The following is a 17,237-nucleotide window of genomic DNA, read 5'->3' on the forward strand; positions in this document are numbered from 1 at the left end:
TTATTTTTTTCATATTTAATTTAAGCCGCAAATATAAAGGTTTTTTTAGAGTTCTCAGATATGGGAGAAAATTTAAAATATCATATTGAGACATTAATCTATTGGTCAATTGTCAATTTTTGCTTCGCAAAGTGAAAGGTGAATTCCCAACCTCAACCTCAATCTCAAACCAAAGTCCCCAAACCCCGAATCTCGTACCCCGAAAAAAATTCACAAGCGAAGCGAATTGACGATTCACCATTCACTATTAATTATCAACTTTAATCCTTATTTTTGTACCTATGGATTACCCAAGTAAAGTATTGGCAAAGGCGGTAGACGAGATTTCGGGATTGCCTGGGATTGGAAGAAAAACGGCTTTGAGATTAGCACTGCATTTATTGAAGCAGCCCAATTCCAGAGCTGTAAGTCTTGGAAATTCCCTTATTAATCTTGTCAACGAAATAAAATACTGTAAAGAATGTCATAATTTTTCAGATTTTGACATCTGCGAAATATGCAGCAATGAAAAAAGAAATGGCGAGCTCATCTGCATCGTTGAAGATGTACGCGATGTAATTGCCATTGAAAATACAGGAAAATACACGGGAAAGTATCTGATTCTTGGTGGGAAAATTTCTCCTATGGAAGGAGTAGGGCCTGGACAATTGAATATTCCAAGCATTGAAAAGAAACTGAATGATGGAAAGGTGAAGGAATTTATTTTTGCATTGAGTGCCACGATGGAAGGAGATACAACTGCTTATTATATTTATAAGAAATTTAAAAGTTTCAATGTGAATTTTTCCAGCATTGCAAGAGGAATTTCGGTAGGAGATGAACTGGAATATGCTGATGAAATTTCATTGGGAAGATCTATTATCAACAGGTTGCCATATAACGAAAAGGATTAATATGAAACTGTCTGTTATTATTGTTAATTATAATGTTACCCAATTGCTCAGAAGCTGTCTCCTGTCACTTCAGAAATATATACAAGAGATAGAATATGAAGTGATTGTTATTGATAATGCTTCTACAGACAGTTCCTGGAGAGATCTTATTCCCGAATTTCCGAACGTACACTTTATATCTTCTGAAATCAACGGTGGTTTTTCAAAAGCGAATAACCAGGCGATTCAAACGGCGAAAGGGGAATATATTTTACTTTTAAATCCTGATACTGAATTTGAAGGTTTTTACATGAAAGAACTTCTGGATTTTGCGGATTCTCAGCCTTCTTTCGGATGTCTGGGAGTAAGAATGCATGATGCAGAAGGAAATTTTCTTCCAGAAAGTAAACGTTCAGTACCGGATATGTTTAACTCTTTTGAAAAGCTGTTTACGAATTTTAAAAAGAATAATTCCAAGTCTTATTACAGGAATGACATTGAAGAAAATGCAGTTGCTGAAGTAGAAGTGATGACAGGCGCATTTTTGTTGGTTAAAAAAGACGTCTACGAAAAAATAGGAGGGCTGGATGAAGCTTATTTTATGTATGGAGAAGATATTGATCTTTGCTATACCTTTTTAAGAAACGGTTACAAAAACTTCTATTATGGTAAAGTTTCTATACTTCATCACAAAGGGGAAAGTACAATCCGGAATGAAGTATATCTCAAGAGGTTTTACGGAGCTATGCAGATCTTTATTGATAAATATTATAAAGAATTGAAGCCTGTACAATATTCATTTTTAAAAGCAGGATTAAAACTACGCTATCAGATTGAAAAGATCAGGTTAAAATAAAAAAGCAACTCAATTTGAGTTGCTTTTGTTTTATATAAGATGGTATTCTTCTTATTTTGCCGGTGCTACAGGAGTTTTCGCCGGAGTTGTTGTAGAAGAAGCAGGAGCTGACTGTTTTGCAGGAGCTTCTTTCTTCACGGGTTGTTTCTGTGTAGGAGCTACCTGAGATGGCTTACCTGTGATAACAACGCTTATAAGGATAAGAACAATGATAGTTCCGCCTAGAGTCCATGTTGCTTTTTCCATGAAATCATTGGTTCTCTGTACTCCAAACTGTGCAGATGATGCACCTCCGAATGTACTGGAAAGGCCTCCTCCTTTTGGATTTTGTGCCATAACGATGATTACCAATAAAACGCTGGCAACCATAACAAGAACCATCAATAGTGTAAATATAGTATCCATTAATTCTGATATCTTTTTGAATGGGCAAATTTAATCTTTTTTTACTGAATGACAAAAAAAGAAGTCGCCAAATGTTGATAAAAATAAAAACGGCAACAATTGTTGCCGTTTTTTGTATAAAAATTGGATGTTGTTATTTAAAATCAGCATCAGTAGCCTTATTTACTTCATAAGACTTTACATTCATCGTCATATCCATTCCCATCTGGCTTACAGAGATGGTGTATGGCATTTTTACCCCTTCTACATCTTTGTAATTAGAGAATGTTGTCGGAATTGTCATTTCCTGACCTTTGGCTTTTATTTTCTTGGTTTCTCCGGTTTTTAATCCCGTTGCAACGCTGTAGTAATAAGTGGTATCTCCACCTTTAATTGCATAAGAATCTTCACCACCGATTTTTTCAATTCCTCCTAATTTATAATCAGCAGATTTTGCAAAACCTAACTCTTCAAAAAGCTCCGGGTTCTTTTGTTTTTCAGCAATTTCTTCCGGTGTGATGTCAACTTTTTGTCCCATTTGCATAGAATAACCAGTCTTTCCGTCAAATACCTGCTTCTGAACAACCTGTCCCATTGCTGTTACAGTTGTAAGCTCCTTTCCGCCTTGTGCCTTAACGATTTTGAAATCGATGTTTTGTCCTTGCATAGACATTGAAGCATTCGTAGTATATGAAGTAATTTTAGCCAGATTAGCTTTTCCTCCGATAGCATTGATGTATTTATCTGCGATAGAAGCAACCGTTACGCTTGCATCTACTTTTTGTACAGTTGGTTTTGCAACAGGGTTGGCATCCTTATCAAAATATTTTACCGGGTAACCTAATTTTTCCAGTCCTTCAGAAATGTCAGATGCTTTACCTGCAATGAAAATTCTGCTTTGGTTAGGTAAAATGGTAGCTTTTACAGCATTAGTAACATCTGCAGCAGTTACTTTATCAATAGATTTCAGATAATTGGTGTAGAAGTCAGCTGGTAAATCCTGCACTTTCTGGTTTAATGCAAATCTGGCAATATTCGCTGGCTGTTCTAAAGACATAATGAAAGCTCCTTTCAGTTTTGCTTTTGCATTTGCCAATTCCTCAGGTTTTACAGTAGAAATCGCATTAAGTTCATTCATAAATTCCTTAACCGCTTTGTCAGTAACCTCGTTTCTTACGCTTGCGCTTGCAGAGAATTGTGGAGAATACTTGCTGGCTACCATACTTGAATAAGCACCGTAAGTAAATCCATTCTTCTCTCTAAGGTTCATGAAAAGTCTCGCTTCACCACCACCTCCAAGGATATAGTTCGCAATAGTTGCAGGGAAATAGTTAGCATCTTTCATTTTCAGCGTGTTCAGGTTGTTTAGGGAAACAACAGACTGTACAGCAGAAGGAACATCCACTACATTAATCTCTGTTTTCGCAACATTAGAAGCCGGTTCCGGCGGTGCAATAGGAGTGTTTGCTTTTTTCCAGCTGCTGAAAGACTTTTCGATCAATGGTTTTACCTGGTCAAATTTTACGTCTCCAACGATTACTAAGTAAGCATTATCCGGAGCGTAGTATTTTTTGTAAGTATTTTGTACGTCGGCTAACTGAATTTTATTGATAGATTCAACGGTTTCAAATTCACCTCTTGACGTATTTTTTCCATACATCAAAGCGTTGGAAACTCTTGATGCAATAGAAGAAGCATTTTTTTCCTCAGATTTTAATCCTTCGACAGCTCTTTCTTTAGAGTTCTGAATTTCTTCAGCAGAGAATTTAGGATTAATAATAGCATCAGCCATTAAGCCTAAAACTTCAGGAAAATATTTTGAAAGAGAGTTCGCAGAAGCACCTCCTGAAGAGAAGTTAAGGTTAGCTCCAAGATAGTCTACTTTTTTGTTGAAATCATCTTTGGAGATATTCGTAGTTCCGTTTTCGAACTGTTCAGCCATAATTTCGCTTACTCCGGTTACAGCTCCTTCATTGTATGGAGGTCTGTCCATAGAAAGGCTAGCGCTTACTCTTGGTAGTTTGTTGTTCTCAACCACCATTACTGTAAGACCGTTGCTTAGCTGGAAAGTTTTTGGCTTGGCAATGTTAATCGCAGGAGTAGGTCCCGGTTTCGGCATTGCATTAAGATCTATTTTTTGTGCTGAAACCATTCCTGTAAAGAAAAACGCTGCAGCTATATATGTTAATTGCTTTTTCATTTGTAAAAATTTAATTTTTAATAATCATATTGTAACCTAAAAAGTTGAAATGATTACTTTTTCTCAGGTACGTAATTAATGATTATTCTTTGGTTAGAATTAAGATACTTTTTAGCCGCATTTTGAAGATCTTGTTTGGTGATAGATCTGTAAATGTCGATTTCTTTGTTGATCAAATTCGTGTCACCCATCAATACGTGGTTGGTTGCCAATGAAGCAGCAATTCCCTGAATGTTTGAGTTAGCATTTACAAACTGGTTTTCGTATTGGTTCTGAAGTTTTTGATAATCTTCTTCAGAGATTAAAGTAGTCTGAAGTTTTTTGATTTCAGCATCAATGTCAGCCTGTAAAGCCTGCTTTGTAGTCTGTCCCATCGGGATCGCGAAGAATGCGAAAATACTGTAATCTTCAAGACCCTGGTTGAAAGCAGCTACCTGAAGTGCTTTTTTATCCTGATCTACTAATTTTTTATATAAAACAGAAGATTTTCCATTACTTAAGTAAGAAGAAAGCATATCTAAAACATAAGCATCTTTCTCTTTGTTAGCCGGAGTTCTGTACGCGAAAACATAAGCAGGAAGCTGGATGTTCGGGTCTGTTGCCGTTACTTCCTTTTCCTGAGTGATAGGAGCATCTTTAGGGAAATCTTTTGGATATAAAGTCCCTTTTGGAATTCCTCCATAGTAAGTTTCAATCCATTTTTTAGTCTGCTCAGGTTTGATGTCTCCTGCAACAACTAAAGTAGCATTATTCGGAACGTAATACTTTTTGTAGAACGCCTGGAATTCTTCTAATTTAGCAGAGTTCAGATCTTCCATAGAACCGATTGTAGGCCAGTTGTATGGGTGATTGGTAAATAAATTTTTCTGAATTGTAGTGAAAAGGTTTCCATAAGGCTGGTTATCCATTCTTAATCTTTTCTCTTCTTTTACAACCTCTCTTTGAGTATCCACCCCAATCTGGTTGATCACCGCATGACGCATTCTTTCAGCTTCCATCCAAAGTCCAAGCTGTTCATTGTTGGAAGGGAATGTTTCATAGTAGTACGTTCTGTCATTGGTGGTGTTGGCATTGTTCTGTCCTCCGTTTGAAGAAACAATCTTGAACCAGTCTCCTCTTTTGATATTAGGAGTTCCTTCAAATAAAAGGTGTTCAAAGAAGTGAGCAAAACCTGTTCTGCCTTTTACTTCATCCTTTGCACCTACGTGGTACATTACACCCGTTGTTACAACCGGCGCCGAGTTATCCTGATGAAGAATTACGTGAAGACCATTGGGAAGGTCATACTCTTCGAATTTGATTTGCTGTGCATTCAGCATTAGCCCGAAGAAAGCTACGGCAGCAGCAGAAAGAAGTCGCTTTTTCATAAAATTTAGAAATTGTTTACCAATTAGTATGAAAAGTGAATTAAATGTTACAGAATGTATAGAAATAGATATAAATGTGAGTAATGAATGGTGAATTCGCTTCGCTTGTGAATTTGCTACGTGATTCGGGTCGCGAGATTTGAGGCTATGAATAATCATTCACAATTCACTTGCGAAGAAAATTGGCCATTGATAAATATTATCAATACAATCTTAATACTTCAAATCCCTAACTTCTACATGAAAGTTTGAATTCTCCTCCGAATACCTTAATTTTGTGTTCCCAAAATTTTTTTGCTGTATGGACTATTTGAAAGGACTTAATGAATCACAATATGAAGCTGTTACCTCTTTACAGGGACCTTTAATGGTGCTTGCGGGAGCAGGTTCCGGGAAAACGCGTGTACTTACCATGCGTATTGCCCATTTAATACACAATGGAATAGATCCTTTCAATATCCTGGCGCTTACCTTTACCAATAAGGCTGCCCGTGAAATGAAAGACCGTATTGCAAAAGTAGTGGGGGACAGCAATGCAAGAAGCCTTTGGATGGGAACTTTCCACTCTGTTTTTGCAAGAATTTTAAGAATTGAGGCTCATTATCTTGGATACCCTTCCAATTTTACCATTTATGATCAGCAGGATGCCCTGAATGTGATCAAAAAAGTACTGAAGGATATGAATATCGATGCCGATCTTTATAAACCTAAAAAAGTTCAGGCAAGGATTTCAACTTATAAGAATAATCTGATTACGGTAAAAGCTTACTTCAACAATCCGGAACTGATGGAAGCGGATGAAAAGGCGAACATGAAATTTATTGGGCAGATTTATCAGAAGTATGTAGACCAGTGTTTCAGAAACGGGTCCATGGATTTCGATGACCTGTTGTTGAAAACCAATGAATTATTGACCCGTTTTCCGGAAGTATTGGCAAAATATCAGGACAGATTCAGGTATATCATGGTAGATGAGTACCAGGATACCAACCACTCTCAGTATCTTATCGTAAAAGCATTAGCTTCAAAATTTGAGAACATCTGTGTGGTAGGGGATGATGCACAATCTATTTACTCTTTCCGTGGAGCTAACATCTATAATATCTTAAACTTTAAAAAAGATTATACGGATGCTAAAACAGTCTCTCTGGAACAGAATTACCGTTCTACACAGAATATTGTAAATGCGGCTAATGTAGTTATTGCAAAAAACCTGCAGCAGTTTAAGAAAAATGTATTCAGTGATAATGAAGAAGGCGATAAGATTAAAATATACCGATCTCTTTCTGATGCTGATGAAGCGAACTTTGTTGCCGGAAACATCTGGGAACTTCGTAACCGCGATCAGAGAAAATACAGTGATTTTGCCATTTTATACAGAACCAACTCTCAGACACGTGCTTTTGAAGATGCGCTGAGACGTAAAAATATTCCATATAAAGTTTATGGAGGACTTTCTTTCTATCAAAGGAAAGAAGTAAAAGACCTTATCGGTTATCTGCGACTTCTGATCAATGAAAATGATTCTGAAGCACTGATGAGAATTATCAACTACCCTGTAAGAGGAATTGGTGAAACAACACAGAATAAACTGATCGTTTTTGCAGATGCTCACAATATTGCAGTATCAAAAGTGTTGGAAAATCTTCCGATGTATGCCCCTCAATTAGGTCTGAACAACGGGGTTTTAAACAAACTGAACGACTTTTGGTCTATGATAAAAGCTTTCCAGGTATTACTGAAAACAGAGACGGCTTACAGTGTTGCTATGGAAGTGGCGAAACGAAGCGGATTGATTAAGTTTTTAAAAGATGATCAGACTCCTGAAGGAATTTCCAGAGTAGAAAACGTTCAGGAATTGATGAACTCTATGCAAGGGTTTATCGAAGAACAGATGCAGCTGGAAGACGGAGATCCGAGCCTTTCTAATTTCCTTGAAAATATTGCGCTTTCAGCAGATACTCAGGATAAGAACCTGGAAGATGATATGGTTTCATTGATGACCATTCACCTTTCAAAAGGATTGGAATTCCCGGTTGTTCATTTGGTAGGGTTGGAAGAAAACCTGTTCCCAAGCTTTATGAGTTCTGCCACCAGAGAAGATCTTGAGGAAGAGAGAAGATTATTTTATGTAGCATTGACGAGAGCTGAGAAACAGGTGTTTTTCTCATACGCGGTTTCTCGTTTTCAATGGGGAAAAATTACTGATGCGGAACCTTCAAGATTTTTAAGTGAAATAGATGACGAATATATTGAATTCCTTAATCCGGCTCTTGAAAAAAGGTTTATCAATAATTCAGGGGTAAAATCCAATATTTTTGATGAACATCCTTCTGAAATGAAATCTTTCAAAAAGGTTGAAAAGAAGACTATCGATAGAGGTGATGCTTCAAAACCCGCTCAGGAAGTAAGAAAGCTGAAACCTGTAAGTACAGCTAAAATTATCAACCCAAGCGGAGCTTCTTCTCAGGATATTGAAGTAGGAGATAAGGTGAGACATGACCGTTTCGGAATTGGAGAAGTTAGTTTCCTGGATGGAACAGATCCTCAGAATATCAAAGCAAAGGTTATTTTCATCCATGAAGGGGAGAAAAACCTCATTCTGAAATATGCTAAACTGACTAAGATTTAATTTCAAAATAATAATAAGATAAAGAAAACGGATTCAAAATTTGGATCCGTTTTTTTTATTGTTTAAACGTTGAGGTCGCAATGTGGTTATTAAGAACTGTTTATTTTAGATCGCAATGGCGTTCCACTCAGCGAAGGAAATTTTCTCTGCTAAACGAAGTGCCTTTGCGACCATCAGACTAAAAAGTTACAAAATCATAGCGTTTTTATTTTAGATCTAATACTCTCTAAACAACGTTTTTTATTGAAATGTTCTTAAATTATCATAACTTTAAATAGGGATAGAAAGAAACGATAACCATTTTTTATAAAAACAAAGTCTATTGATTTTGTGGACTAATAAATATATTTTACATTTGCACCTTGTAAAAAACATAAATGTTCAATCAAATTAAACTATATGAGAAATAAAAAAACTATTCTTTCGGCCTCTGTTTTATTTTTTCTTGGCGTATTTACTTACGGACAGGAAAAAGACAGCATAAAAACAAATAAAGACAGTATAAAAACAAATAATGTAGAAGAAGTAGTGGTGCTGGGGTCAAGAGCCGGAGCCAGATCTAAAACAGACAGCCCGGTTCCTGTAGATGTTTTCAATGTAAAAGAATCTTCTATTATCCTTCCACAAACAAATATCGGACAAATCCTGAATGCGGTAGCCCCTTCATTTACTTCTACTATTCAGACCAACTCAGATGGAACAGACCATTTGGATCCTGCTCAGCTAAGGGGTTTGGGACCAGACCAGGTATTGGTTTTGGTTAATGGAAAAAGAAGACACACTTCAGCATTAGTGAATGTAAACGGAACACCGGGAAGAGGTACCGTAGGAACGGATTTAAATGCCATTCCGTCTTTTGCATTAAACAGAATAGAAGTATTAAGAGACGGAGCTGCGGCACAATATGGATCTGATGCCATAGCTGGAGTTATCAATCTTGATCTGAAAAGAGATACAGGAAAATTGGCAGGACAAATCAGTTACGGAGGGAATTTAACACCAACAGCTAATGATCATACCGGAGATTTTGACGGACAGAATATTCAGCTGGATCTGAACTATGGTAATAAAATCGGAACTAAAGGTGGTTTCTTTAATATTACCTGGTCTTCACAGTTCAGAAATCCAACCTATAGAGCCGGAACAGAAAATGGACCTATCTATAATGCTTATAACGCGATAGAACAGCGAGCATTAAATGATGGCGTGAATCTTTCTTCTCTTTTTACGAATATTGGAAATACACCCAATTCACAGCAGCTCGTAAATTATATTCATCAGTATGCTCAGAATGTAAATTACTTTTCTCAGGATCTGCAAAACTCAATTCAGGGAGCCAATACCATTTCCGCATTACAAAGTATTTTGAAACCTGGAAATTTTACCAGAGAGCAGCTTAATTACTTTACGGATCAGGAATTGGCTTACAGAGGGCAGGAAAGGAAGGATTTTAATATGCAGGTAGGGCAGTCGAAGCTTAATAATCATCAGCTTTTTGTGAATGCAGAGATTCCTGTAAGTGATAACTGGAAAGTGTATACTTTTGGTGGATATAGCTTAAGGCACGGAACTTCCGGAGGGTTTTACAGAAGACCAACTGAAAACAGAACTTTTACAGGATTATATCCTAACGGCTATCTTCCACAGATTGGAACAGATATTCAGGATATTTCGCTGGCTGCAGGAATCAAAGGGAAATGGGACGGCTGGAATATTGACTTCAGTAATACATATGGACAAAACTCATTCACCTATAACATTCAGAATACAGGAAATACTTCTTTACGTTTTGCTTCACCAAGGGAGTTTAATGCCGGAGGATTACGATTTTCTCAAAATACGATCAATTTAGATTTCTCTAAAAAATATGATGTATGGGAAGGAATCAACGTCGCGTTTGGAGCAGAGCACCGTTATGAGAATTTTAAAATTACTCAGGGGGAAGAAGCTTCGTATGCAACCTATGATGTTTCCGGAAATGTATGGAACGGAAATTCTGTGAGACCTACAGATTTCTTCGGAGCATTACTTCCGGGAGGTTCACAGGTATTCAATGGATTTAAGCCTGAGAATGCGGTGGATAAAAACAGACAGTCAGTGGCAGCTTATGCAGATGTAGAATTTAACTTTACCAACTGGTTATTGGTAGATGCGGCAGCGAGATATGAAAATTATTCTGATTTCGGATCTACATTCAATTATAAATTAGCTTCAAGAATAAAGGTTGCCCCTAATTTCAATGTGAGATTTGCAGGATCTACAGGATTCAGAGCACCATCTATCCACCAGATCTATTATAATGTAACGTCTACATTATTCACAAATAATCAGCTTTTGGAAGTAGGAACTTTCAGTAATGATTCTCAGCTGGCAGGGCTGCTGGATATGCCAAAACTGAAGCAGGAAACTTCCAAATCGGCAAGTGTAGGATTTACTTACAGAATTCCTTCGGTGGGACTTAGCTTTACAGCGGATGGATATTTCACGAGAATTGATAACCGTATTATTCTTACCGACCAGTTTTTGAGAGCAAGTGTTCCTCAGAAAGCACAGGAAGCTTATGATCAATTGGGAATCAATGCTGCACAGTTCTTTACCAATGCCATTGATACAGAAACAAAAGGATTGGATGTTGTGATTTCACATAATGTAAGATTTTCAGGAGTAAAACTTGATAATAACTTTGCTATTAACCTTAATAAAACCAGACAGGTAGGAGATATTCACTCAGCAGGACTCTTACAGTCACCACAGCTTGAAAAAGTATATTTTTCTGAAAAATCAAGAATATATCTTGAAGAAGCTGTTCCTAGAGTGAAAGCCAGTCTTTCGCACACTCTTTCATGGAAGGATGCCACTTTCTATCTGAGAAACACCTACTTCGGAAAAGTAACAGGTGCTGATGTTATTGATGTAAACGGAGACGGGATTATAGATTTCAATGAACACCAGCAGATAGGAGATAAGATCATTACCGATATTTCCGCTGCTTATCAGTTTACCAAAAATGTAGGACTGACTTTAGGAGTGAACAATTTGTTTGATATTTATCCAACAAAGAACCTTACTGCTTCTACGAATAACGATCAGTTTATCTATTCACGTTCCACTTCACAATTTGGACAAAATGGAAGGTATGTTTTTGCAAGACTTAATTTCAATTTTTAAATAAAAATTACCGATAATGCTTATAAAAAAACAGTTCAGAATTTCTGAACTGTTTTTTTATGAACTTTTATTTTTGAACCATCAAGGTTTAATAAGAGTTTAAGAGTATTAAGATAAGCTTCGCTTTAAACTTAAAAAATCCAGAATGATTCATCTTAACTATACTTTATTTCTTAAATCCTTCTTAATGGTTTTTAATTTATAGTATGTGAATCTTATCTTTCCACAAGTTCTTTTACCGGTTCTCCATAATGATCAATCACTGTTTTGTTGATCTGAAGAAGTTGATACCATTTTCTGAAAGCTCCTATAAATACAATAAGCATAAGAATCATTGCTGTTGCCGCTAATGCAGCCAGTAAGTACTGCCCTTTTGGAATATAGATAGCAGTCACCTGGATATACCCGGCCCAGAATGTAATTCCGGCCATGAAAACTCCCGGAACAGCAGAGCATAAAGCATATTTTCCTCTGTTCATCCTTATCAGCATCGTGGTACAGACGATAAGTCCGCAGGCAGCCAGCAGCTGATTACTGATTCCGAATAACGGCCAGATGCTGTTTACGTTTCCGGTATACACAAGATATCCCCAGGCAAAAGTGAAAAGAAGACTACTAATAATAATTCCGGGAATCCAGCTTTTATCATTAAATTTTGGAACTACAGAACCCAGCATTTCCTGTAAAAAGAAACGACCCACTCTTGTTCCAGCATCAATGGCAGTGAGAATAAATACCGCTTCAAACATAATTGCAAAATTATACCAGTAAGCCGTCAGCTGATCCATATAAGGAATTTTGTTGAAGATATGGGCCATTCCCACAGCAAGAGATACAGCACCTCCGGTTCTTCCATAAAGATCAATCCCAATTTTTTGAGAATAATAATCAATGTCTACTCCGTGTAAAGAAGGGTGGGTTGCCAAAAATGAATCATAGGCTTCTTTTGGAGTATTGATTGCAAAATAGTCACCAGGCATCAGTGTACACGCTGCAATAAGTGCCATCAATGCTACGAAGCCTTCCACAAGCATTGCCCCATATCCTACGAATAGAATTTCTCTTTCTTTATTAAGCATTTTAGGAGTTGTTCCCGTAGCAATCACCGCATGAAACCCGGAAATAGCTCCACAGGCAATCACGATAAAAATAAAAGGAAGTACAGGTCCGCCAATAATAGGGCCTCCACCATTGACAAAAGCTGTGATAGCCGGCATTTGTATAGTTGGGTGAATCACAATGACCCCGATAGCCAGCATGATAATAGTTCCTATCTTTAAATAAGTGGAAAGATAATCCCTTGGAACTAAAAGCAGCCATACCGGTAGTACAGAAGCAATAAAACCATACAGAGGAATGGCGATAGAAATTGTTTTAATATCCCAGGAAAATAAATTATTCATGGTAGGATTCTGCATTAGAGTATGCCCTCCGATAATTCCGGCAATCAAAAGGATACCGCCCAATATACTTGCAAACAAAACACTGTTCTTTTTATAACGCATGATCAGTCCCATGATGATGGCAATAGGCATCGTAATGACTACTGTAAAAAGAGACCATGATGCTTCATGCATAGCATTGATACAAGCCAGCGATAAACCGGCCAGCGTAAGAATCAGGATGAATAGAATTGCAAAACCCGCTACAGTTCCCGTTGCTTTTCCAATTTCTTTAGAAGCGATGGTCGCGAGACTTTGCCCTTTGTGTCTCACAGAAGCAAAGAGTACAACCATATCATGAACTCCGCCTCCCAATACACAGCCAATCAGAATCCATAATGCGCCCGGAAGATACCCGAACTGAGCAGCAAGAACAGGTCCTACTAATGGCCCGGCAGCCGCAATTGCAGCAAAATGATGCCCGAAAAGTACATTTTTATTGGTTGCGACATAATCTTTACCATCTGCAAATTCTACAGCAGGAGTCATATTCTGGTCATTAAGTCTGAGAACTTTATTGGCAATAAAAATACCATAAACACGGTAAGCTATCGCAAAAATAAGAACAGATGCAAATATGAGCGTAAGCGCATTGATATTATTCAAAGAATCCATATTGCGTATTTTTTTTAATGAATGATTAATTTATTAGCTGTTTTGCTAAAAATAATTTAAACAATAGCCAAGGTAATTAATTTCGATTAAAAAATAGAATATGTATATCAATCTAGCAAATTTGTTATTGATCTGTTATTTATTGTGTTGATTTGCAGTGTTTTGATTTGTTTTTAAATAAGTGAATATATATTATTTCTTTTGCGAAAGAACGAAATCTACCATCTCATCCGTCAGTTTATCCAGATAAGCCTTATCAGTTGTACCAAACCCATGGACTCCACCATCTACAATGATTAAAGAGTTCTGAATTTTGGCTCTGTTTAATTTTCTGTGAAGTTTTTTAGACTGGCTTAAAGGAACAATTTTATCATTATTCCCCTGAACAATTAAAGTAGGCACGCCTTCTGAAACAAAATTAACAGGAGATATGGTTTTCAGATAATCAATGGCTCTGTCCTGATCTTTTCTGATATCATAGCCTGAAATTCCTTTCACAAGATTTTCCTGTAAACCGACAATTTTTTTTGACATTAATCCGATCATCGCTACCGGTATGGTTCCCAATTTTGTATGGAAAAGCTTATTAAGATCAGCCGGGCCATAATGATCTATTACATAATTTACTTTAGCAGAATAAGACGAAAGTTCCGGATTACCCATATAAGTATTGTCTGGAGTATAAGCCGCCATCAGGGAAAGATGAGCCCCTGCTGAAGCCCCGAATAAGCCTATATTATTGGTGTCAAAATGATATTGCTCTGCATTTTTTCTTACCCATCTTACCACATCTTTAGTATCTTCCAAAGGTAATGGAAAATGAGTGCTGTCATTCAAAAGGGTATAATTAATACTGATTACAGCATATTGTTTTGCCATCAGCTTTGCAATGGTAGTTTCAACATAATTATCCGCGTGAATCACTTTATCACCTTCTATCCATCCACCACCGTGAACATAAATCAGTACAGGAAGCAGCTGGCCTGCAGCTATATTTTTAGGAGTAAAAACATCCAGCTTGACAGGATTTCCTTTTCTGTTGGTTTTATATACAATATCCTCAGACAGATTGGCTATTTCCGGAAGTAATGTACTTTTTACAGGCGGAGCTTTCACCTGTACTTGTGAAAAATTTTGTGAAAAACCTAAAGTGAAAACACTTAAAAATAAAACAAAAAACAGGTTTGTGAAAAACCTGTAGATTGATATGTTGTATATGGATGATTTCATAATAAATTTTTTAGAAGATGTGTTATTTTACTAACTCCTCAAAAAGTTTACCAAACGTACTATTCAGATCTTTGGATTTCCCAGGATGAGGTCTGGAGGTCTGTACTACTGCACTTCTTACGGCCGTAAGCCAGCGGAAACGTTCAGGAATATCAAGCAGGGCAATAGGGCCACCATCTTTATCACCGTTGGCAATTTTCTGAAAACTTTCAAGATTCTGGATGATATCTTCATAGTCCAGTTTACTGTGCATGAGTTTAAATTTATCAGGACACAAATAGAATTCTACCCTGATGAATTTTTCCTTTTTGGAAAACATCACCAGCCCGATATTGAAAAATTCTTCTCTTTCAACTTTAGGTACTAAGCGTATTACCGCATATTCATATATTTTATCCTCTTGCATTTTTAGCTTCGTTTATAAAGATTTGAGAATTTTCTAATCTGGTTTTCAGAAACTGAAAATAGATCTCACGGATTTCGTCAGGTGTTTCATCAGCATCATTCCAATGCAGCCAGTCTTCAGGAATTGTATTGACAATCTCCCTGAAAAGTGTGTCATTCAGTACTTCGTGGGCAAATTGATCTGCTTCATCAAGCATTTTTGCCTTAGGAAGAAGTACATGGTCTTTCACATATTTGAAAGGCGTTTTTGCCGCTGTATCAAAATTCTGCCATGAATGGTGGAAGTAGAACGAAGCACCATTATCGATGATCCATAGCTCTTTATTCCACATCAGCATATTGGTGTTTCTGAAAGTACGGTCAATGTTGGTAATGAAGGCATCCAGCCATACTATTTTTGAAGCCAGAAGAGGATCAACACTTACTCCCGGATCATAAGTGATGGAACCGGAAAGATAATGCAGACCAAGGTTCAGACCTTCGGAAAATTTCAGAAGATCCTGTATTTCCTCATCGGCTTCCGTTCTTCCGAAGTCGGCATCAACATTGATAAAAACAAGTTCAGGAATTTTTAGTCCCAATGCTTCGGTAATTTTTCCTCCCAAAAGTTCAGAGATCAGCATTTTTACCCCATGGCCTGCGCCACGGAATTTTAATACATATTTGAAATCATCATCAGCTTCTGCCAGAGCAGGAAGAGATCCTCCTTCTCTCAATGGCAGAATGTAACGCGTCACGGTTACAGTTCTTAAATTCTGCATGAAGCAAAAATAAGGTTATTTTTTTATAATCTTTTTAGTGAATTCCTTTTCACCAGCTTTATATTGTAAAAAATAAACTCCGCTGCTTAAATGCTGAAGTGATAGAATATATCCTGAATCTGTTTTATTCAAATGATAATGCACTATTCTTCCTGTGATATCTGTAAGTGAAAGTACCTCAATTCTCTTTTTAGAACTAATGTTAATAAGATGTTGAGCAGGATTAGGATAAATCTGAACCGGATCTTCAATAGCTGTTTCTGCTGTACTTAAGGTACTTACCACAACCAGTTTTGTTTTGGTGGTAGTGACTCCGCAGGCAGCTGTTGTAAGCTTTACATTATAATTTCCTGCTGCAGGGTAGGTATGTACCGGATTTTCGAGAGTTGAGGTTGTGCCGTCACCAAAATCCCATGAATATGCAGCAGCATTCTGTGTTGTGTTGGTAAACTGAACGGTACTGGCTCCGGTAAGCTGATAGGTGAATCTGCTGTGAACATCATTACTCGTTACTAACCATTGAGCAGGCTGATTGTATACTTCTGTTTTAACGATATCCTTGAGCAACTGAGCCTGTGCCGGACTAAGATTCCCATTAAAAGGAATCTGTGTAGGATCTTTCTTGAATATAATAGTGTAAAAGGTATACGCAGCAGCCATAGACCCAATATAGCTAGGATGTGATTCGTCCTGATCATACAATTCAATAGCAGGGTTTTGTTCTCTGATCGTTCTCCACACTTTACCTACGGGGGAAATAATTCCTTCATTGGTAGTGGCCATTTCCATATAGCGGTTATAAATCTGAGTGTCCATTCCCTGATAGGTACAGACAGTGGGAAGCCCCGGGCAATTACCCGCATCCCCATTTTTACGGCCCCAGGTCATATAGAAGATTACATTTCCACAGGGATTGGATGTTTTAATCAGATTGGAAAGCTGAAGTGCATAAGGATATACCTGATTTTGAACCTGAGAATCCGGAAATGACGGAAGCTGGCTCTGTTCCTGTAATACGACATAATCCCAGTTTCCCTGATTGATGGTTGAAATCACATCCGGATTGTTGGAATGATCCTGCAGTGTGGAACCGCCCGGTGTATGGCTGTGATGCTCCAGTACATCGCCATTAGAAGCAGCAATACTTTGGACAAGGTTAGGCAAATCATTAACGTAAGTATAACTGTTCCCGATAAAGAATACCCTTTTGGTCGTCTGACTCAGGATAAAAGAAAAAGTAATTAAAAATAAAAAAAGTAGAGTTTTTTTCATAAATTTCAATTTAAATTAATCCCATAAATATAA

Annotated in this window: 12 protein-coding genes; 4 read left to right on the forward strand and 8 right to left on the reverse strand. The window is 37.3% G+C overall.

Features of this window, described 5'->3' with window-relative positions; genetic code table 11:
• Positions 1–281: 281 nt before the first annotated feature.
• Positions 282–893 (forward strand): recombination mediator RecR, encoded by a 612-nt coding sequence (gene recR / locus LC457_RS18655; protein ID WP_034697032.1) that lies wholly within the window; start codon positions 282–284, stop codon positions 891–893.
• Positions 889–1,728 carry a glycosyltransferase family 2 protein gene (locus LC457_RS18660; RefSeq protein WP_223601281.1) on the forward strand — a complete coding sequence of 280 codons (840 nt, stop codon included), beginning with the start codon at positions 889–891 and terminating at the stop codon, positions 1,726–1,728. The genes recR and LC457_RS18660 overlap by 5 nt, the downstream gene beginning before the upstream one ends.
• Before the next feature lie 51 nt (positions 1,729–1,779).
• On the opposite strand, the gene secG is transcribed toward LC457_RS18660, so the two are convergent.
• The 3 genes from secG to LC457_RS18675 all read right to left on the reverse strand — a co-directional run bounded on the left by secG (position 1,780) and on the right by LC457_RS18675 (position 5,679).
• Complete coding sequence (secG, locus tag LC457_RS18665) at positions 1,780–2,133, reverse strand: preprotein translocase subunit SecG (RefSeq protein WP_223601205.1); 354 nt, start codon at positions 2,131–2,133, stop codon at positions 1,780–1,782.
• 133 nt (positions 2,134–2,266) lie between these two features.
• Entirely contained in the window at positions 2,267–4,312 is a 2,046-nt protein-coding gene (locus LC457_RS18670) for a pitrilysin family protein (RefSeq protein ID WP_223601206.1), read from the reverse strand.
• 53 nt (positions 4,313–4,365) lie between these two features.
• Positions 4,366–5,679 carry a pitrilysin family protein gene (locus LC457_RS18675; protein ID WP_223601207.1) on the reverse strand — a complete coding sequence of 438 codons (1,314 nt, stop codon included), beginning with the start codon at positions 5,677–5,679 and terminating at the stop codon, positions 4,366–4,368.
• 301 nt (positions 5,680–5,980) lie between these two features.
• On the opposite strand from LC457_RS18675, the gene LC457_RS18680 reads away from it, so the two are divergent.
• Entirely contained in the window at positions 5,981–8,311 is a 2,331-nt protein-coding gene (locus tag LC457_RS18680) for an ATP-dependent helicase (protein ID WP_223601208.1), read from the forward strand.
• Positions 8,312–8,710: 399 nt separating this feature from the next.
• Positions 8,711–11,479, forward strand: coding sequence for a TonB-dependent siderophore receptor (locus LC457_RS18685; protein WP_223601209.1), 2,769 nt, complete (start codon positions 8,711–8,713; stop codon positions 11,477–11,479).
• Positions 11,480–11,694: 215 nt separating this feature from the next.
• On the opposite strand, the gene LC457_RS18690 is transcribed toward LC457_RS18685, so the two are convergent.
• From LC457_RS18690 to LC457_RS18710, 5 genes are all read right to left on the reverse strand, one after another.
• Positions 11,695–13,536, reverse strand: a complete 1,842-nt coding sequence (locus tag LC457_RS18690; protein WP_223601210.1) for a carbon starvation protein A — start codon at positions 13,534–13,536, stop codon at positions 11,695–11,697.
• A 192-nt stretch (positions 13,537–13,728) separates the two neighbouring features.
• Positions 13,729–14,766: an alpha/beta hydrolase gene (locus LC457_RS18695; protein ID WP_223601211.1), complete on the reverse strand. Its 1,038-nt coding sequence runs from the start codon at positions 14,764–14,766 to the stop codon at positions 13,729–13,731.
• Positions 14,767–14,788: 22 nt separating this feature from the next.
• Entirely contained in the window at positions 14,789–15,172 is a 384-nt protein-coding gene (locus tag LC457_RS18700; protein WP_047424345.1) for a DUF3037 domain-containing protein, read from the reverse strand.
• Positions 15,159–15,932 (reverse strand): HipA family kinase, encoded by a 774-nt coding sequence (locus LC457_RS18705; protein WP_142719286.1) that lies wholly within the window; start codon positions 15,930–15,932, stop codon positions 15,159–15,161. The genes LC457_RS18700 and LC457_RS18705 overlap by 14 nt, the downstream gene beginning before the upstream one ends.
• 15 nt (positions 15,933–15,947) lie before the next feature.
• Entirely contained in the window at positions 15,948–17,204 is a 1,257-nt protein-coding gene (locus tag LC457_RS18710) for a T9SS type A sorting domain-containing protein (protein ID WP_223601212.1), read from the reverse strand.
• Positions 17,205–17,237: the final 33 nt, after the last annotated feature.

The sequence above is a fragment of the Chryseobacterium sp. GVT01B genome, assembly GCF_019970045.1.
Classification (GTDB): domain Bacteria; phylum Bacteroidota; class Bacteroidia; order Flavobacteriales; family Weeksellaceae; genus Chryseobacterium.

Bases quoted from the DNA above. Each gene is read 5' to 3' on its own strand.
- recR (WP_034697032.1), top strand. From the start codon at position 282: ATGGATTACCCAAGTAAAGTATTGGCAAAGGCGGTAGACGAGATTTCG.
- secG (WP_223601205.1), bottom strand. From the start codon at position 2,133: ATGGATACTATATTTACACTATTGATGGTTCTTGTTATGGTTGCCAGC.
- LC457_RS18670 (WP_223601206.1), bottom strand. From the start codon at position 4,312: ATGAAAAAGCAATTAACATATATAGCTGCAGCGTTTTTCTTTACAGGA.
- LC457_RS18675 (WP_223601207.1), bottom strand. From the start codon at position 5,679: ATGAAAAAGCGACTTCTTTCTGCTGCTGCCGTAGCTTTCTTCGGGCTA.
- LC457_RS18680 (WP_223601208.1), top strand. From the start codon at position 5,981: ATGGACTATTTGAAAGGACTTAATGAATCACAATATGAAGCTGTTACC.
- LC457_RS18685 (WP_223601209.1), top strand. From the start codon at position 8,711: ATGAGAAATAAAAAAACTATTCTTTCGGCCTCTGTTTTATTTTTTCTT.
- LC457_RS18690 (WP_223601210.1), bottom strand. From the start codon at position 13,536: ATGGATTCTTTGAATAATATCAATGCGCTTACGCTCATATTTGCATCT.
- LC457_RS18695 (WP_223601211.1), bottom strand. From the start codon at position 14,766: ATGAAATCATCCATATACAACATATCAATCTACAGGTTTTTCACAAAC.
- LC457_RS18700 (WP_047424345.1), bottom strand. From the start codon at position 15,172: ATGCAAGAGGATAAAATATATGAATATGCGGTAATACGCTTAGTACCT.
- LC457_RS18705 (WP_142719286.1), bottom strand. From the start codon at position 15,932: ATGCAGAATTTAAGAACTGTAACCGTGACGCGTTACATTCTGCCATTG.
- LC457_RS18710 (WP_223601212.1), bottom strand. From the start codon at position 17,204: ATGAAAAAAACTCTACTTTTTTTATTTTTAATTACTTTTTCTTTTATC.